This window comes from Janthinobacterium sp. GMG1, from assembly GCF_034427795.1.
GTDB lineage: Bacteria > Pseudomonadota > Gammaproteobacteria > Burkholderiales > Burkholderiaceae_D > Janthinobacterium.
Genome location: NZ_JAXQNT010000003.1, coordinates 418,056 through 442,324 on the forward strand (window position 1 = coordinate 418,056; position 24,269 = coordinate 442,324).

12 protein-coding genes are annotated in these 24,269 nt (G+C 66.4%); 5 read left to right on the top strand and 7 right to left on the bottom strand.

Features of this window, described 5'->3' with window-relative positions; genetic code table 11:
- Window positions 1-9 precede the first annotated feature (9 nt).
- The 5 genes from SJI03_RS10635 to SJI03_RS10655 all read right to left on the bottom strand — a co-directional run bounded on the left by SJI03_RS10635 (window position 10) and on the right by SJI03_RS10655 (window position 15,772).
- Window positions 10-732, bottom strand: a complete 723-nt coding sequence (locus SJI03_RS10635; RefSeq protein ID WP_322427151.1) for a sigma-70 family RNA polymerase sigma factor — start codon at window positions 730-732, stop codon at window positions 10-12.
- Window positions 729-13,337 (bottom strand): filamentous haemagglutinin family protein, encoded by a 12,609-nt coding sequence (locus SJI03_RS10640; RefSeq protein ID WP_322427152.1) that lies wholly within the window; start codon window positions 13,335-13,337, stop codon window positions 729-731. Before SJI03_RS10640 ends, SJI03_RS10635 begins: the two co-directional genes overlap by 4 nt.
- Window positions 13,338-13,494: 157 nt before the next feature.
- On the bottom strand, window positions 13,495-14,469 hold the full coding sequence (locus tag SJI03_RS10645) for a FecR family protein (RefSeq protein ID WP_322427153.1): 975 nt from the start codon (window positions 14,467-14,469) through the stop codon (window positions 13,495-13,497).
- 8 nt (window positions 14,470-14,477) lie between these two features.
- Window positions 14,478-15,053 carry an RNA polymerase sigma factor gene (locus tag SJI03_RS10650; protein ID WP_322427154.1) on the bottom strand — a complete coding sequence of 192 codons (576 nt, stop codon included), beginning with the start codon at window positions 15,051-15,053 and terminating at the stop codon, window positions 14,478-14,480.
- Window positions 15,050-15,772, bottom strand: a complete 723-nt coding sequence (locus tag SJI03_RS10655; protein ID WP_322427155.1) for a hypothetical protein — start codon at window positions 15,770-15,772, stop codon at window positions 15,050-15,052. The genes SJI03_RS10650 and SJI03_RS10655 overlap by 4 nt, the downstream gene beginning before the upstream one ends.
- Window positions 15,773-15,981: 209 nt before the next feature.
- On the opposite strand from SJI03_RS10655, the gene SJI03_RS10660 reads away from it, so the two are divergent.
- The 5 genes from SJI03_RS10660 to SJI03_RS10680 all read left to right on the top strand — a co-directional run bounded on the left by SJI03_RS10660 (window position 15,982) and on the right by SJI03_RS10680 (window position 20,130).
- Window positions 15,982-16,998 (top strand): M14 family zinc carboxypeptidase, encoded by a 1,017-nt coding sequence (locus SJI03_RS10660; RefSeq protein ID WP_322427156.1) that lies wholly within the window; start codon window positions 15,982-15,984, stop codon window positions 16,996-16,998.
- Window positions 16,995-17,801: an alpha/beta hydrolase gene (locus SJI03_RS10665; RefSeq protein WP_322427157.1), complete on the top strand. Its 807-nt coding sequence runs from the start codon at window positions 16,995-16,997 to the stop codon at window positions 17,799-17,801. Before SJI03_RS10660 ends, SJI03_RS10665 begins: the two co-directional genes overlap by 4 nt.
- A complete protein-coding gene (locus SJI03_RS10670; protein WP_322427158.1) occupies window positions 17,792-18,829 on the top strand; it encodes a serine hydrolase domain-containing protein in 1,038 nt (345 codons plus the stop codon). The genes SJI03_RS10665 and SJI03_RS10670 overlap by 10 nt, the downstream gene beginning before the upstream one ends.
- Before the next feature lie 88 nt (window positions 18,830-18,917).
- Window positions 18,918-19,841: an EAL domain-containing protein gene (locus tag SJI03_RS10675; RefSeq protein ID WP_322427159.1), complete on the top strand. Its 924-nt coding sequence runs from the start codon at window positions 18,918-18,920 to the stop codon at window positions 19,839-19,841.
- A 10-nt stretch (window positions 19,842-19,851) separates the two neighbouring features.
- Window positions 19,852-20,130 (top strand): hypothetical protein, encoded by a 279-nt coding sequence (locus SJI03_RS10680; protein ID WP_322427160.1) that lies wholly within the window; start codon window positions 19,852-19,854, stop codon window positions 20,128-20,130.
- 64 nt (window positions 20,131-20,194) lie between these two features.
- On the opposite strand, the gene SJI03_RS10685 is transcribed toward SJI03_RS10680, so the two are convergent.
- Window positions 20,195-21,346 carry a fimbrial protein gene (locus SJI03_RS10685; protein ID WP_322427161.1) on the bottom strand — a complete coding sequence of 384 codons (1,152 nt, stop codon included), beginning with the start codon at window positions 21,344-21,346 and terminating at the stop codon, window positions 20,195-20,197.
- Complete coding sequence (locus SJI03_RS10690; protein ID WP_322427337.1) at window positions 21,343-24,177, bottom strand: fimbria/pilus outer membrane usher protein; 2,835 nt, start codon at window positions 24,175-24,177, stop codon at window positions 21,343-21,345. The genes SJI03_RS10685 and SJI03_RS10690 overlap by 4 nt, the downstream gene beginning before the upstream one ends.
- Window positions 24,178-24,269: the final 92 nt, after the last annotated feature.

Consider the following 24,269-nt stretch of genomic DNA (forward strand, 5'->3'; position numbering starts at 1 on the left):
GCCGGATTCCTACGCGTCTGTACGCGAACGAACGTTCAGCCTCAGGCCGCGCCGGGTCGTGCCGACGCCGCCCTGCGCCGCGTAACCCGTGTGGCGGGCGCAATGGTCGAGCGCCTGGCGCAAGGCCGTATCGACATTGCGCAGCGACATGTCGTGCCGCTCAGCCACTTCCTGGCGGGTCAGCTCGTCCACGCGCAGCGCTTCGAGCACTTGCCGGTGGCGCCGTGGTAGCAGCTCGACGGCCTGCGCCAGCCGGCGCACGTCGGCCTGCAGCTCGGCCAGGCGTTCCGGCCCGGCCGCCGTATCGGCGAGGAAATCGACGAGGCCGGCGGCGCCAGCGCCAGCTCCACCTCCATCGCCCTCGTCCGTATACAGCCAGGCACGGTTGCGGCGCAGGCTGTCCATGGCCGCATTGCACGCCACGCGAAACACATAGGCGACGGGGCTATGCGCCAGTGCCGCGCCATCCCCGGCAGCCAAGGTGCCCAGCCTTAGCCAGGCGTCGTGCAGGCTGTCGCTGGCCAGCTCGGCGCAGCCCAGGTGGCGCGCCAGGCGCCGGTGCAGGCTCGCGTAATTGCCTTCCAGTACAGCCTGCAGTTGCGCGCCCTGCCCTGGCGCCGCCGCCATGTCGTTGGCCGCCTGCAGGCGGGGCCGGATGGCCGGGCGGTACCAGGCCATGCCCGTCATGTGCAGGGGCAAGGCAGCAGCCATACTCACCACGCCGGCCATCATGGCGACAACCTGCTGCGCTCTTGCGCCGTCAGCTGGCGCGTGGCCGATTCCGGCAGCGTGCCCAGGCCCAGCACGCGCACGGCGCTGCGCGGGTTGTAATCGGCCGCCTCGATGCGCGCACCGTCCTGCGGCGCGGCTTGCGCGCTGTCGGGCGGTGCGTCGCTGCCAAAACCCAGCACGCGCACCGTGAACACCGATGGCTGAGCGGAACGGGTGGCGGCGCGTTCACGCTGCACCACGTCCTGCGCCGCCGCCGTCGCCTGGTTAGCGGCCGCGCTGGCGTTCGTCATGGCGCCCACGTTGACGGACGCCACCGTCGGCATGCCCTTGGATTCGCCCTTGACCTGGATATTCGCCGCGTTCATCACGGTCAGCGCGGCCAGGTTGACGTTGCCCGAGACGCGGATGCCCGCCTCGCCCGCATCGATGGTGCCCAGCGGGGCCAGCAAGTCCACGTCGCCGGCCGGCACTTCCGCGATCGGCGCCAGGGTGGCGATGCCGGCGCCCGTGCTCGGCACATCGGACGACAGGGTCACGTTGCCCCAGTTGTCATACACGCGCTTGGGCGGCGTGTAGACGATGGTCGACTTCGAACCGCGGCCCGCGTTGATGTCGCCCTGCGACGACCAGCCGAGGATATCGCCGCCAAACGTCGTCATGATACGGCTCTGGCCCAGCAAAATGCTGCCATGCGAAAACAGGTCGATGTTGCCGCCGCCCTTGGTGATGACGCCCGAGGTCGACGGCGGCGCCTCGCCTTCAATGCCCAGCACCTGCTTGCCGCCCGGCGTCAGCAGCTCGATATCGCCGCCGAAGTTGGTGTGCACGTAGCCGCTGCGGGGGAAATAGTCGCGGCGCTGCTCGCCGTCGTTCCACTTGGAATACAGGCCGCGGTACATGATGATGTCGCCCGTATAGGCAATCGCCTTGCCATTCGCGTCCGTGGCCGGCGCCAGGCCAGCGATGGCGTTACGGCTGCGCAGGAAGCTGCCATAGCGTGCGCTGTCCGCATCGTTGTACTCGCGCCCGCCCGCCTTCAGTTCCGCAAAATACACGTCGCGGGCGAACACGCGCTGCTGCGGTGCCGGCAAGGCCAGGAAGTAGGCCAGCGCCTCGGCGACCGTGCCCTTGAAGCCGTAGCGTTCACCGAGCCAGGTGGCCAGTTCGCCGTCGTACGATTTCACCACCTTGCCGGCCTGGTCGGCCAGCGGCACGCCCGCCTGCGCCACGTTCGCCGGGTCAAGATAGGGCTTGACGAAGCGCAGGTAGTCGAGACCGGCCGCGCCCACGCCGGCCTGCATGGCGATGCTGGCGCCTGGACGCTTGTCTCCCGCGACGACGGGGCCGAGGCTGACGACGCTGCCCTTATCCTGCATCAAGATATTGCGCCCGGCGCTGATATCGAGCGTGCCGGGGCCGGCCACGTTGAAGGAACTGGCCAGGATATCGCGTCCGGCCGAGACCACCGACACGTCGAACGCGTTGTTGTGCACGAACAGGTTGCTGTAATTGCGGAACATCATGTCGCCACCGCCAGTGCCGTCGATGGCTTCCAGCAGCGCCGTGCCGCTGCCGACGATATCGCGGCCCGCCTTCATCCACACCGGTTGCGCCCCCTCGTACCAGGTGACGCCTGCGTGTTTGGCATCGTAGAACGCGACCATGCGGCCGCTATTGACGCCGATCAGATCGCCCTTCACGGCGTAGATGCGCGCCGCTTGCGTGCCGCTGTTGGCCGGACCGGCGGCGGAATCGGGACCGAAGGCGAACAGCGGAGCGTTCCACTGCGACGACGGCACGCCCGTGCTCGAAACATTGCCGCCCAGGGCAGTCTGGCTGCCGGGCCTGAGGTTCCAGGCCGCGAACGCTGGCTTGAATGGCGTCGCCATGCTGTCGGCGGCCGCGCCGGACTGGCTGACGGCGTAGCCGCCCGCATAAATGGAATCGCCGGCCAACCATTCCAGCTGGGCGTTTGGCGACGGCGCCAGCAGCAAAGGATCGGCATACGCGGTTGCGCCACCCCAGTCCGTGATGGTCTTGCCATAGTACAAGCTGCCATTCGCGGCCGCGGCCCGCACGATGGAGGGATAGACGACGGCCAGGTCGGTGGCCGTGCCGATCGGCGCGGTCAGCGGCGTCATGTTGCCGCCGGCGGAAAACAGGTCGAGCGCCGTGCGCGGCGTCCACAGGCTGAACCAGCTGTAGCCGGCGCCCGCTTCGCCCGCCGCGCTCGTATACGACGCGGCGTTGAACATCGGTACGCGGCCGGGGTCGGCCACATCCTGCAGCACCTGGTCGCCCAGGGTGGCCACATTGAAAGTGGCGTCGCCGGGCACCAGGGTCATGCCGCCCTGCGGCGTGGCGCGGGTGGCGCGGAAGGCGTCGAAGGCGCGCGTTTCCAGCGGCACGTGGTCGGTCGAGCGCGTGCCGTACTGCAGCGCGACCTTGCCCAGCTGGGCAGCGGCCACCTCCACGTGGCCGCGCAAGTCGGCCAGCGCGCCATTCAAGTGGCCGCCGCCGGACTGGCTGGACGGATTGAGGCCGCCGCCCACGCGCAGGTCCAGGTCGCCGCCGCCCGTCAGTTGCAGGCTGCCGTCGGCCAGCACGCGGCCCGTGCTGCCCACGGCCAGCAGCAAGCCCTGCGAGCGCGGATTGATGTTGGTGTTGAAGACGGTGGCAACCTTCGGCGCCAGCACGCCCGCATCGCCCGCCACGTCGGCGCGCACATTGCCGCCGCCCAGGGTGCCGAAGCCCGTAAAGCCCAGCACGGTATCGGCCAGGGCATCGCGGCCCACATAGCTGCCGAAATTGATCCACCACGCCGTCGGCTGGGCCGGACCGCCCGTGGCCACGCCGCCGCTGCCCTGGCGCCACAGCCAGTTGCCCACCGCCACCGAATCGCCGGGGCCATCCTTGCTGACGGGGCGCCCGTTGGTGGCGGCAGCCCCGCCGACCAGCGAGCCGCTCAGGTCGCCAGCCACCCGCAGCAGCAGATTGCCGCCCTGGTCCGGATACCAGGCGCGGTAGAGACTGTCTGCGCCGCCATCGACCAGGCGCTCATGCGCGCCATCGGGGTTGGACAACACCGTGCCGTCCAGATTGCGCGCGCGCGGCAGGTTGTACGGGTCACCGGCCGCCGTCGCCACCGACGACATGCCGGCCGTGTACACGCCGTACAGGCTATCCATGCGCAAGTCGCCGCCGCTGACCAGGTCCAGGTCGCCCGTGCCCGTGCGCAGCACGCTGTAGCGCAGGCTGGACGCCTTGTTGTCGAAGGTGGGGTTGGAGGTGCCGCACCAGGTGGGGTTTTCCTCGCACATGGTGGGCCAGCCCAGGCCGGCCAGGTCGACCACGTCGCCCGCCTTCACGCTCGGGTCGGCGAATTCTTCGGCGCCGGCCTTGGTCCACACATAAGCCAGCTTCAGCACGCACATGCTGGCGTCGCCAGCGCAGAACTCCGCCACGGTCTGGCCGAACTGGCTGATGAATTCCTCGGTGATCGGTTCGCCCGCCACGATGCCGACGATGCCCTCGCGCTCGCCCAGCTCCTGCGCCGCCTGCGTCCAGTGCTGCACGCCCTTCGGCGGGATCATGACGCCATACATGCCGTAATGGCTGTCGGCCAGGCGCAGGGTGCCGTGCTCCGGATGCGCCTGCACGCTGCGCGTGTCGGCCGCCTCCAGGTCGGCGCCGGCCGCCAGGCGCATGCCCCACGATTGCGAACCTTCAGCCAGCATCGGTGCGATGGCCCAAAGCGCGCCCTGGCGCCCCGCCACTTCCGGGCGCAATGCGATGGACGTCACGCCGGGCAGCAGCTTGACGTCGGTGCCGTTCGGGATCAGCGCGCCGACGGGCAGCACCACTTTGCCACTGAGGGTGACCACGTTGCGCTCGCCCAGCAAGCCCGGCAAGGCAACGCCTTTCGGCCAGGTCATGGCGCGCACCTTGACCATTTGCGCGACCACGCTGCCCGCGTCGAGCCGCATGCCGGCAGTAAAGGTCTGTTCCGTGGCCAGCAAGGTACCCGCCGCGTGGACGATATTGCCGGCGCTGTCGCGCACAGCAGCCGCCAGGACCGTGCCGGCCGGCAAGGTGAGCACCTGGTTCAGGACCACATCCACGGGCAGGCGCGTGTTGGCGCGGAAACTCAGCGCCTTGACGGGCACGTCGTAATTGAGTGTGACGCCGCCCGGGAAAATGGTGCCGTCGGCCAGGGTCACGCCCGTGCCCGGAACGATGACGTCGCTGCCGTTGATGTCGCGCCCCGGCAGCAGCAACCAGCCCTTGTCGTCCTGCGTGGACGGCGGCGGCGCGAAGCCGTCATTGATGCTGCCATAGATATTCAAATCGCCGCCGGCGCGCAGCAGCAGGCTGCCCACCTCGCCCGAGCCGCGCGCATGCGTCACTTGAAAACGCGGATTCAGGCTGGCGTAGCGCATGCCCGACAAATCCAGGTCGCCCTGCACCACCAGGTCGCCGTCCGGCGTCTTGCTGACGATATCGACGCCGGGACGCAGGTGCAGCGCCTCGGCATACGCGGCCGTGTTCAAGCCCGCCAGCTTGCCATTGCGCAAGTTCGTGTTGGCCAGCGCCGCATCGATAAAGGCCGTGCTGTCCGCATGCTTGCTGTCGAGGTATGCCTGGTTGACCACCTGATACGGGCGGCCACTGGCCGACAGGTCCGTGGCATAAGCCGCATCGTCGTAGCGCTGCATGGCGTTGATGGCGATGGATTTCGCGCCGCGCACGGTAAAACCGCTGCCGCTGGCGATGGCGACGTCGCCGAAGGTGGCCGCGTCTGCGTCCGTGCGGGAACCGCCGCTGCCCAGGCGCGGCGCGCTCAGTTCCACCGTGCCGCGCGCGGCGCCGTCGTATTCGCCCTTGCCCTTGCCAAGCACGGCCGCCGTGCCGTGGCGCACGTCGATCTGCGCGCCGCCGGCCAGGTCCAATGTGCCCTCGCCCCCGTTCAGTTCCACCGTGGCCCGGTTCGGGCTATCGATGATCTTGCCATAGCTGTCGACGCGCAAGACGGTGCCGTGCGCATCGAGCACGGCGTTGCCGGCCAGAGTGACGCCCTGCTTGCCGGCCAGGCGGATGCTGCCTACGCTCTCGCCGCTGGCATCGATCGTGCCGGCCACCGTCAGGCGGCCATTGTCGACGGATACCTGCACTTCGCCCGCCTTGAGTTCATTGCCGATGCTCAGGTCGCCCTGTTTCAGCTGGAAGCTGCGTGCGCCCGTCACGCCGCCTTCGCTCAGGCGCTTGTTCAGCGACGCGAACTGGCTGTCCAGGGTGCCACTTGGGCCCAGGGTTTGCGCACGCACGTCCACGCTGCCCAGCTTGTACGGCACCACGGTGCCGCCCGCGTCGTAGCTGCCGCTGGCGCCACCCAGTATCTTGCCTTGCAGCTCCACCATGCCGGCCGCGCCATCGAGGGCCACGGCCTTCAGGCTGCCGGCGCGGTTGTTCTCGGCCGACAGATCGATCACGCTGCCGCTCGCTGCGCGGATATCGCCGGCGCGGCTGTCGAGGGTCACGTCGCCACCCCAGCTGTATTTATCCACGTCGAAGAAGGTGCTCTTGCGGCCCGCCATGTCGACGCGCGCAGCATCGGCCACATTGATGTCGTGCTGCGCGTTGACGGTGAGCTTGCCGCTAGGCAACACCACGGCTGTCGCGACGGTCACGCTGTCGCCGTTCAAGGCCAGCTGGGCGCCCAGCGCAGCGTTATTTTTGGCGGGAATGGCGGCTGCAGGGCCAGCCGGCGCCGTCACGGCCAGCGCGCCGCCCGCCGTGTAGCTGTGCGACGAACCGGCCTCGCCCGTCAGCAGCGGCGTGCTGATGTTCAGATTGCCGCCGCTGTACCGGAAGCCCTTGCCCGTTTCATACGCGCCCTGCGCCTGGTAGACGGACAGGCTGCCCTTGTGGTTGGCCGTGACCTGGCCCGACGCTTTCAGGTTGACGTTGGCAAAACCCAGCGCCAGGCGGTCGAAGGTGGCGACGCCGGCTGGCTGCGTGAACGGGCCAAAGCCGAAATCGATGCGCTCCGTCTCCAGGTTCAGGGTGCCGCTGCCCGTGCCGGCGCCATGCGCGATCACGTTGCCGGGCGCCGACAGGGCGCCGCCCCAGATCAGGTTAGCCGTGCGGATGGTAGCCACCGTGCCCGCGCCACCCTGTCCATACATGGCCGGCGTGGTCAGCACCAGGCGCTCCAGGTTCGATTTTCCGCTCGTCTTGTCATAGGTGTCGAGCGCCACGTCGCCATAGAAGTTGACGCTGTCGGCCGCGTTCAGCATCAGCGCCTGCAGCGCTGGCGCGCCCGTGCTGGTGTCGCCGCGCAGCAAACGGTCCAGCAGACCCTGGTTCAGGGTCAGTCCGGCGGGACGCGTGCCGCTGGCCTGGGCCGCCGCTAGCGCCTCGTTCGAGCCGATATTGATGGCGCCCACGGCCAGGCTCAGGTTGCGCGTGCCGTAGCGCACCGTATCATGGAGCTGGAAGCTGCCGCTGGTCGCCAGCAGCAAGGTGCCTTCCGAGTACAGGCTGGCCGTGCCGCTGCCCGCGCAAGCGTCGGCGCACATGCCGATGCGGATGCCGCCGCGCGTCGCGCCGCTGACGGGCGCCACATTGAGCAAGCCGTTCGACGCGGCCAGCACGTGCACATCCGGACGGCTCTGGTAGATGAAGCCATCGTTGGCGTCGTAGGCCGCCTTGCCGCGTCCCAGGGTGTTGATGCCTGCGCCGGGCGCGATATCGATCACGCCGTCGCCCAGTTCAGAATTGCCCGGATCCTGGGCGACGAGGAAGACTTCGGGCGCCGACAGGACGGCGCCGGCGCGCAGGTAGATGGCGCGCGCCGACTGGACGCCGAAGTTCACGTAATTGCCGCCCTGGCCATATTCCACGGTGGGCGCATTGCCCACCACGATGCGGGCCGCGCCGATATTGTTCAGGCTGGAAGCGCGTATGCTGACCTGTTTCGCGTCACCGCTGGCCGGCGCGCCATCAGCGAGCACCTCGATCTCGCCAGCGGAGGTATTGCTCGACATCAGCACCACGGTGCCGCCATAGCCGCCCTCGGCCGCGGCGAACTTGCCCGTGCCGTGGAACTGGAACGTCTCCAGGCCGCCGCCGGGCGCCAGGTTCAGCTTGAGCGTTTTCGCGTCGGCCGGCAGCATCGCGCGGGGAATGCCACGCGTTTGCGCATCGGCCAGGGCGAACGCGGCATAACCCATTTCGTTGTACTGGGAATACGTGCGCACGACCTTGGCCGGCGTGATGATCAGCTGGCTGGCCAGCGGCGCGCGGATATCCGTGCCGGCGATCGACAAGGTGCCGGGCGCGGCCCAGGAACCGTTGCGCAGCGGCTGCGCCAGCGTACCGGCGCTGCCCTGCCCCGCCAGGCCGTTCAGTTCCACGCGGAAGGCGCCCGGCAGCAGAGCGTAGGTCGACGGCATCAGGGTGTAGGTGCCGGCCGCCAGGCCAGGCACGCCGTTGCCTATCGTCACTTGCCGGCCGATGGCCGCATCGGAGGCGCCCGAAGGCGCTTGCGGCGCCTGCACGCCCGGCACGATGGCGTACACGGGATTCGTCGCCAGGCCCGGCAGGATGAAACCGCCGTTCGCATTCACTTGCGCCAGCGGATGATAGCGCGCATCGGTGGAACCGCCGCGGCCCGCGATGAAGCCGGCGCCCGTCAGTTCGCCGCCGCCGGACAGGTCGAGCAGCGCGCCCGGCTGCACGTCCACGGCCACGCCGGCCATTTCCACGCCGACGCGCAGGCCGCCCTGCGCATTGAAGCCGCCCACGCCCATGAAGGTGGCCAGCTTGCCATCCACATTCCAGCTCTGGCCATCGACCGTGCCGCCATACGGCATGACCAGGCCGGCGCCGCTGACGGAGCTGATGCTGTTGGCCAGCAGATTGACGCTCAGGCTCTTGTCATTTTCATAGCGGGCAGCGCCGATCGCCAGGCGCCCCAGCGGCGCACGCACCACGCCGCCCTGCTCGATATGCGCGGCCTCCAGTTCCAGCGAGCCGAAGGCGGAATACGGCATGGCCGGCACGCTGTCCGTCGTGCGGGCGATGCGCAGGCTGCGCGCCGGATCGTAGCCGAACGTTCCATCCGTTCGGCCATAACCGACGCGTACGGCGGCGCCGGCGCCCGTTTCCGGATACAGCTGGGCTGCACTGAGGGTCATGTCGCCCGGCGAGGACAGCACCGTCGTCGCCTCCGCGCCGCCCCAGCCCAGCGGGGACAGCAGGAAGCGCAAGTCGCCGCGGCTGCTCAGACGCACGTCGTCGGCAACGATATTGACCAGGCCGCGCACGTCGATCAGCTCGCCCGCGATGCTGACCTGGCCAGCCATTGGCGACTCCCCGGCCGTGCCCGGCGTGACATAGAAATCCTTGCCGGCCGGCTTGATGCTGGCCAGGCGCACGTACGGCGCCGCGATGCCGACCTTCGCGCCAGGCTTGCTGCCGGGTGTCAGCACGGGCGCGCCGTACAGCTGGAAGCTCTGCTGCAGCTGCAGCGACACGTCGCCATCGAAGGAGGCGGCGCCCAGCAGCGCCAGGCTGCCGAAGCCGCCCGTTTCCACTTGCTCGACGGAAAAACGCCCGTGGCCATACTGCAGCGTTGCCGCCGCATCGCGGGCGCTCACGTTCTCGGTCAGGTCGCTGGCGCCCTGGCGCTGCGTCACGGCCAGCTGGCGGCCCTGCAGTACATTGGGCGTGGCCAGCACTTTCAGGTAGACGGGGGTGCCCGTGGCCACGGACAGGCTGCCGCCCGCCGCGCCCGCGCCGCCCGCCCGGGCCAGCAACTGGCCATCGAGGTACAAGCCATTGTTCGACGCCAGCGCGATGCTGCCGCCCGCACTGGCCACGTCGACCGCCGCGCCGTTAATGTCGAGCACGGCGTGCGCGCCGGAAGCGTCCAGCACGGCGCCGTCGCGCACGACAACAAACAGGCTGGCCGCCGACGTGCTGCCCTGCGCATGGTCGATTTCACCGCCGATGACGATGCTGCCGCCATCGACCACCTTGCCGTAGCGCCGGCCCTGCGCATCCGTGGCGCTGACGGCGCGCGCGGCCACGTCGAGCACAGCGTTCTCGCCGACCCACAGGGAACGGCCATGGCCGGCCGCTTCCACCGTTTCAGACACATTCACGCCGACGCCCACGCCGCCGAGGCTGATCTTGCCGCCCCAGGCATTCAGGCGCCCTTCCACCGTCAGCTGGCCCACGCTGGACAACTTGATCGACTGGCCCGCATCGACATTCACCACGGCATTCTTGCCCACCAGCAGTTCGGCGATGGCCATGTCGGCCGCATCGGACTGCACATCGCCCACCTGCAGGGCCAGACTGGCGCCCTTGCGCTGCGTCAACGTGCCCTTGACGGTGTTTTCCGTGACCTGTTCCGGCGTCCACAGTGCCAGTTTTTCATTGTCCACCACGCGCAGCACGGGCATGCGCACGTCGACCTGCGTGCCGTCCGCCACCGTCACGCCCTGCTTGCCGAGCAGACTGTAGCTGGAAAAACCCTTGTCAAAGAAGTCGCCATCCAGCTGCAGGGTACCTTTCTGTCCGGTGTCGGCTTGGCCGACCAGTATCTTGTTGGCCTGCAATTCCAGCTTGCCGCCGCCGGCCACGCCATGGCCGCGCACTTGCGCGCCCTCGCCCAGCACCAGGTCGGCCTTGGCGCCATAGCTGGCCAGGGCCACGTTGCCGCCTTTGCCGCCCTGCTGTTTCGCCTGCGACAGGATGGCCGCGCCCGAGCTGACGTCGATCAGGCTGCCATTGCCGATGCGCACGTCGCCAAACGCGCGCAACGATACCGTGCCGCCGTTCAGGTACGGCAAGCCGGCGGCGGCCAGCGGATCGCGCAGCACGTTGCTGAGCAAACCGCTGGTGTCCAGACTCACGCCATCGGCCAGCACCAACGTGCCCGGCGGCACGCCCGGATTGACGACAGTGTCAGCCATGCCCAGTGCGCCGATCTGGTTCAGCACATTGCCAGCCATGATGCTGCCGCCATGGCTGCGCAGGTTGCTATTGATGGCCACGTCCTTGCCGAACAGGGCAATATTGCCGCCATCGGCCACTTGCAGCGCGCTGTCGACGGTGATCGCGCCCTTGGCCGCGATGCGGATGGCGCCCAGTTGCTGGCTGTTGAGCAAATTGGTATCGATCAGCAGCCTGCCCTCGCGCTCAGAGTCCAGCGCGCCTGTCACATCGAGGCCGGCGGCGATGCCGTCCTGCACCCGCGTCAGGCGCACCTCGTCCATGACGGCCGACAGCGCATGCTGCAGCACGCCCGTGCGCTTGTCGAACATGGCCTGATACTGGCCGACGATCAATTGCCCCCGCTGCGCGGCCGCCAGTTGCGACTGCTGGTAGCCATCGAGCAGCGCCTGCGGCGCCTGGCTCTGGCGCTCGCCCTGGAAGACCTCGCCCGCAATCGCCCCTTCCAGCACGGCCGAAGCGGTAGCCACCACCAGCTTGCCCGCATCGCGGCCCACCGTGTAGCCGTTTTCCAGGCGCTTTTGCGCGGCGATCAAGGGATTCGCGTAGAAAGCGCTGGCTTCCTTGCCCCAGCGCGCATGTTCTTCCTCGTAACCCTTGTACACGCCCGCATACGGCAAGTCGGCGGGCGCGCTGCCCGCCTCGTACAGCTTGCCATCCGCGCCTTTCAGCCAGCTCTGGCGGAGCAGGCCCGTCTGCACGTCCAGGGTGCCGCCCGACAGGTTGATGCTGGAGCCAAGCTGCGTGACGACATCCTTGCCGCCGAAGCTCACGGTGCCGCCCTGCGCCATCCATTCGCTGACGGAGTGACCCTGCGTGCCCAGATAACCGGCCACTTCCAGCAAGCCGCCAGCCGTGTACCAGCGGTCGCTGTCGTAGCCGTTCGTGCCCCTCGGTACAAACACCAGCTTGCGGCGGTCCACCCAGATATTGTTATTGATCAAGGCCTTGCCATCGCGGTTGACGGGTGCGTCGCGCTGCTCGTTGCCCTGCACATTGATCTCGATATTATTGGCCGCCATGGCCACCTTCACGCCCACGGCGCCGGAAACGTCGAGCTGCGCCCCATCGCGCAACAGGCTGCGGCTGGCCGCATTGACGGCGATCTGGCCGCCCGTGGCCAAGGTCAGCGAATCGCCGAGCAATTCCACCGTACCGGCGCTGCCGATCTCGATGCGCGACTGATCGCGGCGGTCGTTGACGAGCGAGATATTCTGTTCCGCCGCCACGGCCGGGCCGCGCATGGCGTCGCGCTGGCTGTCGAGCGCCATCGTCTTGCCGTCGTCCTCGACGAGGATGGCCGTGGTGGCGCCGCGTCCCACGGTGACGGCAGCGTCGCTGCCCAGAGCGTTGAGGTGGACCGTGCCGCGCGTGGCGGCCGTGGTGGTGGCGAGCAGCACGCCTTCCTGGCGCACGTCGCGGCCCGCCAGCGTGACATCGCCTTCACGCGCCTGTATCAGGCCCGTGTTGACGACCTTGCCCGCCGTGCTGGCGACCAAGAATTGCGGCGTGACTTCGCTGCCGCGCGTGGTCGACAGCGGGTTGCCATCCGTGCCCACGCCTTTTTTAATGGAAAAACTGTCGCCGGCGGCCAGCAGGGCCTGGCCCTTGGGCGTGCTGATCTCGCCCCCGTTGTGCACCTCTTTACCCAGCAGCATCACGTAACCGCCGCCTTCCGTGCTGCCCTTGGGCGCATTGCTGGCGATGCGCGCACCGGCCTGCACCTGGACTTTGCCGGCCGCATCCGTGAACGTCGTGGCGCCGGCCGTGCCGGAGCTGTAGATGCCGTTTTTCTGGAATTGCGTATCGCTGATGCGGGCCGCGGCCACCACCAAGCTGCGCGTATCGACCTGGCTCGTGCCCGTAAACACGATGCCATTGCGGTTGACCAGCAGCAGCGTGCCGTCGGCCTTGATCTGGCCCTGGATCTGGCTGGGACGCGCTTGCGGATCGTTGACGCGGTTCAGCACGGCCCAGTCCTTTTGCTGCTGGAACGTCAATGTCGTGTCCTTGCCCACATTGAAGGTTTCCCAGTTCAGGATGGCCTTGTCCGCCGTCTGCTGCACCACCACGGCCGTCTTGCCGTTCGCCACTGTCTGCACGGGTCCCTGGGCATTGAGCCAGCCGGCCGTCAGGCTGTTGGTGTCGACCTGCAAGCCACCCTGCGCCAGGCCATTTGGCACGCTGGCGCCGCCGGCGGCCGCCTGGCGCGCCTGCGCCTGGGCCGCTTGCTGCGCGGCGATGGCGCGCGCGGCCAGGTTCAGGTTGTTGAGCGAGCGCTGCAACTGCTGGTTCGCCTGCTGTTGCTGGCCCTCGGGACGGCTGCCCAGGGGCAGCGGCTGGCCATTCGGCAGGCGGCCCGAGTTGGCCGCCGTATTTTGCGCCGCGCCCTTGGCCGCGAACCAGCCGCCGCTGAACGCCTGCTGCGCACGGGCCGGCGTGGTGAAGGCGCCCGCCATCAGCATGGTGGTCAGTGCATAAGCGAGCGGCGTGAGCCGCAAGCGGCTGCCCAGCGTGGAGGTACGCTGCGCGTCCGTGTCAACGTTTGGGACTGGGCGCTGGGCAGTGTGAAGCTTGGTCATGGCAATGGTTTCCTGGCTAGAGAGTAGGGAACGGAGCCTGGCGGTAGCGCAGACGTCCATGCCTCCATGACGTAGCTCAATGGCGGAAGGGATAATGTTTTTTGAAAAATATTTTTAAATATTTTTCAAAATAAGCCTGCCAAAGGAAAACACGGGATCAGCTGAGCAGGACAATGCCGCCTGGCAGGCTGGTCATTTGCGCGCCATACAGGTCGCGTATCATCGCCAGCGCGCCATCGGTTTGCCCGATAGAAAAACGCATGCGCACGAGGCGGCGGCCCAGTTCGGCATTGCGCAGCACCACCCGGCCGGGCCGGTAGCGGTTGATTTCATCGACGACATCGGCCAGCGGTTTGCCGACAAACGACAGCGCGCCCGTGCGCCACGCGCTGGCCTCTTCCACCGGCGCGGCCGTGGCCGCCTGCACGCCCCGCTCGTCGTAGACCAGTTGCTGTCCCGCATCGAGGGTCTGGCGGCGCTGTTGCCAGACGACGTCCACGGCGCCCGCCAGGCAGGTGACGCACACGGCATCGTCCGTGTAGCGCACATTGAAGCGGGCCGACTGCGCCAATAAACGCCCCGCGCCCGCCAGCACCGACACGGGCTGGCGCGCGCCGCTGGCAAGGATTTCCGCCTCGCCGCCCAGCAGTTCGATGGACTCGGGCGCCCGCACATTGATGCGCGTCTGCGTATTCATCTGCATCGTCATCTGTTGCGACAAGACCACTTGCCGCTGCTCGCCCGTGCCCGTGCGATAGTCGGCGGCGAATTCCTGCAGCGACGGCCAGGCGCCTAAGGGCGGACGCAAGGCCAGCACGGCCACGCCGGCCGCCAGCGCGCCGCCCAGGAAAGCACGGCGTCCGGGGCGCGCCGGGAACGCCAGCACGTTCGCTCCCTGCGGCGCGGCGGCGGCGCGGGTCAAGGCGGGATCGAGCGCCTGCCACACTTGTTGAAGCTCGCGCCAGGCGCGCGCATGGTCGGGGCTGCGCGCGCACCAGGCGCGCAAGGCGTCGGCGTCGGCCTGCGTAAAGTCGTCGGCACGCAGCCGCGCCCACCAGGCAGCGGCTTGCTGGCCGATGGCCGTGTCGGTATGTTCAAAAACGTCGCGTGGATCGCGGTCAGGAGCAGTCATGGGATTCATCAATATTTACGACGGCCCGACACATCGCTGCGCTGTGCGGCATCGGCATCGGCCATGCACGTTTTACAGTGTTGCATGGCGGCCTGCAATTCTTTCTTCACCATCGCCACGGAAATGCCGAAGCGCTCGGCGATGTCCGCATTGAGCAGGCCGTCGATGCGCGCCGCCGTCAGGATGGCACGGCGGCGCGGCGACAGGCCCGCCAGGGCCACGTCGAGCGCCTGCACGTCAAGCCGCGCCGAGACGATGCGCGCCGGATCGCTGATGTCGTCGCCGGCCTCGTCGGCCATGTGCATCAGCTCTTCGCGTTCGCGCTCCGTGACGATGATGCGGTCGCGCCGGTACGCGTCGGTGGCGATATTGGCCGCCATGCGCAGCAGATAGGCGTCGGGATTGTGGACGGGCGCGGCGGCCGGGCCAGGCGCCACCATCGCTTCGAGGCGCAGCCAGGTTTCCTGCAGCGCATCGGCCGCATGGTGCTTGCAGCCGACCACGCGCTCCAGGCGCCAGCGCAGCACGGCGTAGCGCGAACTGAGGTGGCGTTTCAGCTTGGTGCGCAGGTCGGGCATGCTCATGGCACGTTTCTACCCGGCGCGCTGGCGCAATCGACTTCGCTGCCCGGCCCTTGCGGCAGCAGCAGGATGGAGACGGGCTGCGGCATCGACGGCAGCGGCGCGGCGCCCACTCTCATGCCCAGCACCACGCGCGCAATGGCCGTGTCGCGCGCGCGCAAACCCGTGCTGTCGAGCAGGTGTACGCGGTCCACCACGCCGGCACGGTTCAGATACAGTTGCAGCGCCAGCCGGTAGCCGCCGGGACGCGTCTGCGCCGCGCGGCACAGCAGCCCCAGCAGCACGTGCTGCAAGCGGCTGACATAGGCCGCATGGTCGCCGCCGCCCTGCGTGGCGCCTGGTATGTCGGCGGCGGCCACGACGCTGACTTGCGGCAAGTCAGCTGCGGCGGGCGCATACACGATGACGGCTTGCGCATCGGACAGGCGCGATTGCAGCCCTGTCCCCTCCAGCAAGGCTTGCAGGGCCGCGCCGGCAGCATACGCGCCGCGCACGGCCGCCGACTGGCGCTGCGCGTAGCGCTGGTCCATCAGCACGGCGATGCCCGTGCGGCGGCTGTACAGGTCGAGCGCGTCGCCGAGGTTTTGCGCGGCGATATCAAACTGCAGCACGGCACCATCGGCCGGCTGCGCCCGCACGGGTCCCACCGCGGCCAGGAACCCCAGCAAAACCAGGTATCCTGCCAGCGCAAGCACATGGACGGATGCCGGGCTGCCTGTCATATCGCTATCGAGTCGCTATCGTGTGAGGGTGAAATCGCGTGGAAACAAGGCATTGCCAAGTAACAGTTCTTGCATCAACTGCAATAGCCTACACAGAAAAAATGACGGCTTCGTGACATCAGCAGCGTGCGCAAATTTCGCCATGCAGGACGTCGGGCGCGGCGCTTATTTCGGCTACACTGGCTGCTACTCTCCCTTTCAGACGCCTGATGATCGAAAAGAATCTGCCCGAGCTGGTCATGCTGAAACGCCTCATCGACGAGGGCGGCAGCCACCTGGAAGTGGCCGCGCCCTGCAGCATCGCCATGGATGGGCGCGAGTTTCCCGTGTACACAATTGCACTGGGCAATCCGAGTCCCGACGTGCCCGTGCTGGGCTTTTTCGGCGGCATCCACGGCCTCGAACGCATCGGCACGCAAGTCATCCTGTCTTTCCTGGAAAGCCTGATCGCGCGCCTGCGCTGGGATGCCACCCTGCACCAGCAGCTGGAAAGCATGCGCCTCGTGTTCATGCCGCTGGTCAATCCGGGCGGCATGTGGCAAGCCACGCGCTGCAATCCGCGCGGCGTGGACCTGATGCGCAATGCGCCGTTGAGCGCGCGCGAAAAAGTGCCGTTCATGCTCGGCGGACAGCGCTACAGCGCCCGCCTGCCCTGGTACCGAGGTGCGGCAGATGGCCCGATGGAGGTGGAAAGCCAGGCCGTGTGCGACCTCGTCGAGCGCGAACTGCTGTCGCGCCAGTTCAGCATCGCCCTCGATTGCCATTCCGGCTTCGGCTTGCGCGACCGCATCTGGTTTCCCCATGCGCATACCAAGGTGCCAATCGAGCACCTGGCCGAGATCGGCGCACTGGAGGAGCTGTTCAGCCAGAGCTACCCCAACCACAACTATGTGTTCGAGCCGCAAAGCCGGCAATACCGCACGCACGGCGACCTGTGGGACTATCTGTACCTGAACGGCACCAGCTACAGCGGGCGCGTGTTCCTGCCGCTGACCCTGGAAATGGGTTCGTGGCTGTGGGTCAAGAAAAACCCGCGCCAGCTGTTCAATCGGGTCAGCATCTTCAACCCCACGGCCGCGCACCGCCTGCAGCGCGTGCTGCGGCGGCATCTGGTCTGGTTCGATTTCCTCATGCGCGCCGCCAGCAGCCACGGCCGCTGGATGCCGGAAGGCTTGCTGCGCAAGGCGCAGCGCCGGCGCGCCCTGGCGCAATGGTACGAATCATGAGCGGCGCGCACACCTGGGTCCTGCTGCGCGGCCTGATGCGCGAACAGCGCCACTGGGGCGGCTTTCCCGCCACCCTGGCGCGCGCCCTACCCGGCGCCCACATCGTCACGCCCGACTTGCCCGGCAATGGCCCCCGCCACGCGCACGACAGCGCCACCCGCGTGGCCGCCATGGTGGAAGACTGCCGCCGGCAACTGCAGGCGCGCGGCATTCCCGCGCCGTACCATGTGCTGGCCCTGTCGCTGGGCGGCATGGTGGCCGTCGAATGGAGTCACCGCTACCCGCAGGAAATCGCCCGCTGCGTGCTCGTCAACACCAGCATGCGGCCGTTCAATCCGTTTTACCGGCGCCTGCGCTGGCAGAACTATGGCGCCCTGCTGCGCCAGTTGCTGCTGGGCGATGCAGGCAGCCAGGAAGCGCTGATATTGCGCCTGACGAGCCGTCGCCACGCACATGGCAATCCCGCGCTGCTGGCCGAGTGGCTCAGTTACCAGCAGCAATATCCGGTCAGCCGGCGCAACGCGCTGCGCCAGCTGCTGTCGGCCGCCCGCTACCGCGCGCCGGCAAGCCGCCCCACCATGCCCGTACTGGTGATGGCCGGCGCGCAAGACCGGCTGGTCGACCACCGCTGTTCGCAGCGCCTGGCGCGCGCCTGGCAGGCCGATTGCCTGATCCACCGCGATGCGGGCCACGACTTGCCGCTCGACGAGGGGGAATGGGTGGCGCAATCGGTGGCGCGCTGGCTCGGGGTGGCAGCGGCAGAGCATGACAAGACAAGCACGGCACCATCATCATGCAAATAAGCACCCACACCGACCAACTGACAGCGCTGGTGGAAGCCGGCGTGCACGACCACATTTTTCCAGGCGCGGCCTGGGCCATGGGCACCATTCACCACGGCGTGACGGGCGCGGCCGGGCGACTCACGCCCGATCCCGCCAGCGCAGCGACGCAGGTCGACACCCTGTTCGACATCGCCTCGCTGACCAAGATCATCAGCGTCTGGTCGCTGATGGGCCAGCTGGTGAAGCAGGAGCGCCTGCGCCTCGATAGCCGGCTGGCGGAACTGCTGCCCGGCACAGTGGGATACGCGCTGGCGCCCATCACGATTTTCCAGCTGCTGACGCACACGGCCGGCTTGCCGCTGCGCGCCCGCCTGCGCGCCAGCTATGGCGAGGTGTACGACGATATCGTGCGCGGCGTGCTGCGCGAGCCGCTGGAAGGCATGCCAGACCAGGCCGTGGAATACACGGACCGCGCGGCCCTGATCCTCGGCCTTGTCATCGAGCGGCTGCTGGGCCTGCCGCTGGACGTGGCGCTGGCCGAGTACGTGCTGCAACCGCTGGGCATGACCGCCACGGGCTACGGTCCTGTGGCGCCCCGGCCCGGCCAGTTGGTCGCGCCGACCGAATATTGCGAGCAGGCAGGTGCCCGCCTTGCCGGCGTGGTGCATGATTTTTCAACCCGGCTGCTGGGCGGCGTGTGCGGCATTTCCGGGCTGTTTTCCAACGTGCCCGACCTGCGGCGTTTCCTGCTGGCAATGCTGCTTCCGGACGGCAAGATATTCGACGCCGGCTGGGTACGCGATTCGCTGACGGTGCGGACGGGCGAGCTGCAGCCGTCGCGCGGCCTGTTCTGGCACCCGGCGGCAGGCACCGGGCCGCAGGACGACGTCTGGTGCCACCAGGGTTTCACCGGCACGGCCATGTGGCTCAGTCGCCGGCGCGGCCGCTATGCGGTGCTGCTGACGAACAAGCTGTACTACACGCGCGACTCCGACAGGCTCAACGCGCTGCGGCGCGACTTCATGCGCGGCGCATTCGGCCTCTGAAGCTGGGCCGCTTTTCAGAACATTCCGATGTCGCTTGGCAGTCGAACTTCCTATACTTTCCCCATCTTAAACTGTCGGGAAAATCGCCATGAGCGCTGCCGTGTATGCCCTTCCATCCATCATGATGAGACAGCGCCTGCCGGCGCGCCCCTTCGCCATGCCCGGCAACGGGCTAACGGAAAGCAGAAAAATCCCGCAAGCGCCCAGGCACCATCCATCTTCCCTGCCCAGCGACGCAGACGTCATTCACGCCATACATACGGGCGAAGGGCTGCGTGTCGTCTACCAGCCCCAGTATAACTTGCACAGCCGGCGCGTTGTCAGCGCGGAAGCACTGCTGCGCTGGCACCATCCACGTCATGGCAGCGTACCGCCGACGGTACTCATTCCCATGGTCAACCGGCTCGGCCTGCATCTGCCGCTGTTCAACCTGGTCGTCAAGGAAGTCATCGATGTGCTGCAGCACCTGCGCCGTCAAGGTGGCGACGTGCCGGTTGCCGTCAACGCCTCGATCGATACCGTGTGCACGCACGGCATGGCCGAACTGCTTGCCACAAAGATGTGGGATGCCTGCCTGCCGACGCGGCTGCTGAAGGTCGAAGTCACCGAAGACTTGCCGGTCCTCGATGAACTGTGCCTGTCAGGATGCCTCAACACCCTGCGGGCGAAAGGATTTCCCCTGTCGCTAGACGATTTCGGCGCCGGTTCCGCCACCTTCAACGTCCTGTTCAAGATGCCTTTCGATGAAGTCAAGATCGACGGTGCCTTTATTCGCGATATGGAAACCAATACCCATTCGCACGCCATTGTCGCCACCCTCATTTCACTGGCAAAAGGGCTCAACCTCAAACTGGTGGCCGAAGGGATCGAGAACGAATCGCTACTGGCGGCCTTGCTGGGCATCGGCTGCCATATCGGCCAGGGCTACGCGCTGGCACGCCCGATGGAGCGCGAGGACTTTATTCAACATCAGCTTGCAAGACTGCCTGCAATGGCAATGAAGGCAACGTGACATGACCAATATGACCGAATTATCAGCGCATGCCTTGATCGCCGAGACCAGGGGTGGCGAGGCAGCCGTCCACACGCACGATGGCGCGGCGCTGGTCGAGCGCCTCCTCACGTACATGGGGCTGCTCAACGACGCCTGCCTGGCGCGCGAGCTGGGCGTGCCGCCCTTCGCGATCAGCAAGCTGAGAAAAGGAAGCACCGCAGTCGATACCGACATGCTGATACGCATGCACGAGGCATCGGGTCTGTCCATCGGCGAACTGCGGGCACTTTCGCGTCCCCGGCACTGACCGCTCATCACGCAAAACGGCGCGCCATCACTGGCGCGCCGTTTTGCATGGGAGCTTGCACGTGCTATTGATACGTCAGTGTGTAAGTGGCCACCGCATTGGCCGGGCCTGCCGTCACCGTGCCCATCGTCGTTTTCAGATAACGCGCGCCCAGGGAGATGTCGAGCGACCGGGTGCCGGCACCGAGTACGTTGCTCAACTTGACATCTGTCGACAGGGGCCAGGGTGCGCCTGCGCTATCGAGCAATTGCACGCCCACGCCAGTGGCCACCCCTCTTTCCGTCGTCAGGCTCAGCACGCCCTTGGCCGCATCGATTGCCGGGGCGGCAGGATCTATCCGCACGCTGACGCTGTTGGGCAGAAAAGTGGGGGCTCTGACAACGCCGTTTTCAGACGACATCGGTGCCGCCGCGCCGCTGCTGCTGATATTGCCGGGAAATCCAGGGCAGTCGGTCAGGTCGAGCACAAAGCCGACCGCCGGAGTGGACGCACCTGCCGCGCCCGTCAGGGCAGATATTTTTCTGCTGCCCAGCGCCACCTTGACATCGGGCGTATGGCAAGTGGTGCTGACCACGCTGATACTGCCTGTCAGGCCAACTGAAGTAATAGTGAATTCCCTGCTGACGCCGCCAATGGTCGCGAAATAGGATAGTCTGCCCAAATCGCTTGCCCGTATGATTCCCGTCCCCACAGGCCCCGTCTTGACGAGCATGAAGGAGGTAGTGGCGGGTAGCCTGGCGATCAGATGGGTGCGGCACGATCCCTGCGGCACGCTATTACCGCCGCCACAGCCGTTGGGCTCTTCGGGGACACTATTGTCGACAATTCCGTCAGCCATCCACAAGCCGTTGGCGTACCAGGCGACGCCAATGCCGGGCACCCCCGTTGCATAGACTTTAGCGGCGAATGCCTGCCTTCCGCTGAAGTTGGCATTCGGGCCAACGCCCTGCATGCGGAATGACACCTTGGCCAAAGCGCTTGCCACATCGCATTGCAGCTGCAGGCTATTGCCTGCCAGGTTAAAAAACTGGAAGTACAGTATGCTGCCATTCGGCACGTCACGCGGCACGGCAAGGCTGCCGAGCTGCACCGCCATCGTGCCAGTAAAACCCAGGCTTCCATTCATGGCGAAACAGTTCGGCGCAGCCTGGGCCAGCTGCGGCGCTGCGCACAGCAGCAGCCCGGCCATCAAGCCAGTCATCATACGGATTTTCATGGTTTTCTCTTTTGCGTGATTTTCATGCCGGTGTCTTCCTTCTGGATGCCTGCAGCGACCAGTTGCAAGCCCTGGCGTGGCGCGCGCGCCACCAGCGACGCGGCCGGCACCTGCAGATCGAGGCGCTGGACGGCAGCCTCATGACTCCAGCTGGCGCCGGGAATCGACGCCAGCACTTGCTGGCACGGCTGCAGCAACTGTTCTTTGGACAGCTGCACGCCATACTCCTGCAAATCCACCGTACTCATGCAGGGCGAAGGACGTTGTTCTCCGGCCACCGGCAGGAAGGCCACGTCGCGCCTTTCCATGCGCTGCCCGTTGAGGAAGATGTCGACCGGATATGTACCGCCGAGCAGCTCGACGCGGCGCTCCTCGGCGGGCGCCGCCTTTGCATTGATCAATTCCGGCACGCACACGGCATCAACTTGCTGCAGCTTGCCGCCCTCACCTTGCATGACAGATGCGGGAATGGCCAAGGTACAACGTTCATGCGCCCTTCCGCCCCAGGAAATCGATAACTGCCGGGTGCTTTCCTGCAGGCGTGCATACAGCTGGCCACCCTGCCCCACCACGCCCACCGGCAAGCCTTGCTCATCTTTCACGGTGGCACCGAAGGTCAACGCCTCGCCGCTTGCCAAGCTCACGTTGAATAGTATTGCGCGGCCCGTGCTGGTGCCATACTTCAAAAATACGACAGCGCCATCGCGCGGTGCCACCTGCTGGCTTGTTTCGTTCAGCTCCACATCCATCGACGTTCCCTGCGGATCAATCGCCACCTCATTCAATTCATACGGACGCAAAAATGGCAGGACCGCATTGCCGCTGGCGTCGAGCCTGAGGCCAGGATAGCCGGCGACCTTGGCACCGGCGGCACCAGGCGCATGCACGACGGCCATGGTTTCGCCACGCAGCGGCGTCAGGGTCACACCAGCAGGATGGGCCACCACACTGCCGCTCATGCTGACCGAGGCACTGCTATAGCCGGTGCCGCGCCCCACGCTGGCGCCAACCATCGCCTGCGCCCCGGTATACTGACCGTTGAGGCTGCTGCTACTGGTACTGCCATTGCGGCTCACTGATGCGCCATAGCCAAATTGCCGTTCTTCTCCCGCGCTGCCGCTCAGCGTTGCCAGCTGGCTGTAGCGACCATCCGTGTCGCGCGATACCTGGGCCGACATTTGCGGACTGTACAGACTGTCATTGCCGCCCAGCGGCATGCTCAAGGTCAGTTGTATCCTGCTTTCCATACCGCCATAAGATACCTTGCTGCGATTGGCATTGATGCCGTAGCTCACGCGCCCCACCTGCTTGTTGTAACTGAGCTGGTATTGCAAGTCCTGGCCAGGCCGGTTCCAGTAATTCTGTGCATAACCACTGATACTGACCTGGCCCCACGCACCCAGGTGCTGATCGGCGGTCAAGGACACGCGGTTACGGGGCCTATACTGCATATTGGAATCGTGACCATTGCGTTCGGCGTCGAGTACTTGCGTCGCATTGGCAAAATCCAGATAGCCGCTGGTGGAAAAACGGTAAGCAGCCATCGAGAAATTACTGCCGGTGCTCAAGACATTCTTGCTGTATGACAAGCGCAGACTTTGGCCCTTGGCCGTGTCCGCGGCAAGTTTCGTCTGCGCGTGACTCAGATCGATGGATACGGCACCTATCGGTAATGCTAAGGCCACGCCGCCGAGCAGGGACAAATAGTCCTCACTGGCCTGCAAGCCACCGTAACCGGTCAGGCTATTATTCAAACCATACTGCAAAGTGCCCTGCAGGACGCGCGCCTGCTTGCTCAAGAAATTATTGCGCGTTACACCAGCCGCCGCGCTGAAGCGCAGCGAACCCGGACGCAGCAACTGGCTGACGGCCGCATACGGCACGACAAAGCGCTGTTCGCTACCGTCCGCTTCGGACACCGTCACGTTCAAGTCGCCACCGTAACCCGTGGCATACATGTCGTCGATGACGAAGGCGCCTGGCGCCACCGTCGTTTCAAGCAGGAGATTGCCCGCCTGGCGTATGCTCACGCGAGCGTTGGTGCGGGCAATGCCGCGCACCACGGGCGCATAGCCGCGCAAGGAATTGGGTAACATGCGGTCATCGCTGGCCAGTTGCACACCCCGGAAGGATAAGGTATCGAAAATCTCCCCGCTGGTATTGGCATCGCCCAGGGTCAGCTGGCTTTTCAGCGCCGTCATGTCGCGCCGCGCATAGGTATCGAGCACCTGATAACGACTGCCTCCCTGTTGCTGCCAGCTAAGTGCGCCATTATGGCGAAAACGCCAGCTGCCCATATTGAAGCCGCCGTTGAGGCCCAGATAAGCGGAGTCGAATGACGTACCGCCACTCTTGTTGTGATAGCTGTTAAAGCTGTAACCCAACATGCCAGAAGTGACACCGCTATCCCACAGTTCCGGGCTGACATAACCGCGCGCATTGCGCCGCAGCGACGCCTGGGGAATGCTGATACTGACCTGCTGAATCTCCGGCAAAAACACGGCCGTGGCATTCGCTATCAATTTGCCCAGTTCGACACACTGCCCTTCTGCCAGCAAGGTCAAGGCTTCCGGCGACAGCAGTGATATATTCACGCCCAGCAATTCAAGCAGTTTGCGCGATACGCACACCACGGGATTACTGCCGTCATCGTTGGCATTGATGCGGATATCCTGACGATTTCTCAGCTCGCCGTTGAGGGCGATATCGGCGCGATACGTGCCCGGCAAGACAGGATTGCCTTTTTGATAAATGGCGAGATCCAGGCTGCGCGAGCCTTCCGGCAAGAAAACATTATTAAACTCGACCTGGTCCGCATGCGCAGCTGGCACGGTCAAGGCACATGAACTGAACGCCACCGCCTTGAGCATACTGCCAACAAGCGCATTGACGCCTGGACCAGGCTTTGCTTGAGGATAATAGA

Excerpts from the sequence above, each read along its gene's own strand:
- SJI03_RS10635 (WP_322427151.1), bottom strand. The coding sequence starts at position 732 with ATGATGGCCGGCGTGGTGAGTATGGCTGCTGCCTTGCCCCTGCACATG.
- SJI03_RS10640 (WP_322427152.1), bottom strand. The coding sequence starts at position 13,337 with ATGACCAAGCTTCACACTGCCCAGCGCCCAGTCCCAAACGTTGACACG.
- SJI03_RS10645 (WP_322427153.1), bottom strand. The coding sequence starts at position 14,469 with ATGACTGCTCCTGACCGCGATCCACGCGACGTTTTTGAACATACCGAC.
- SJI03_RS10650 (WP_322427154.1), bottom strand. The coding sequence starts at position 15,053 with ATGAGCATGCCCGACCTGCGCACCAAGCTGAAACGCCACCTCAGTTCG.
- SJI03_RS10655 (WP_322427155.1), bottom strand. The coding sequence starts at position 15,772 with ATGACAGGCAGCCCGGCATCCGTCCATGTGCTTGCGCTGGCAGGATAC.
- SJI03_RS10660 (WP_322427156.1), top strand. The coding sequence starts at position 15,982 with ATGATCGAAAAGAATCTGCCCGAGCTGGTCATGCTGAAACGCCTCATC.
- SJI03_RS10665 (WP_322427157.1), top strand. The coding sequence starts at position 16,995 with ATGAGCGGCGCGCACACCTGGGTCCTGCTGCGCGGCCTGATGCGCGAA.
- SJI03_RS10670 (WP_322427158.1), top strand. The coding sequence starts at position 17,792 with ATGCAAATAAGCACCCACACCGACCAACTGACAGCGCTGGTGGAAGCC.
- SJI03_RS10675 (WP_322427159.1), top strand. The coding sequence starts at position 18,918 with ATGAGCGCTGCCGTGTATGCCCTTCCATCCATCATGATGAGACAGCGC.
- SJI03_RS10680 (WP_322427160.1), top strand. The coding sequence starts at position 19,852 with ATGACCGAATTATCAGCGCATGCCTTGATCGCCGAGACCAGGGGTGGC.
- SJI03_RS10685 (WP_322427161.1), bottom strand. The coding sequence starts at position 21,346 with ATGAAAATCCGTATGATGACTGGCTTGATGGCCGGGCTGCTGCTGTGC.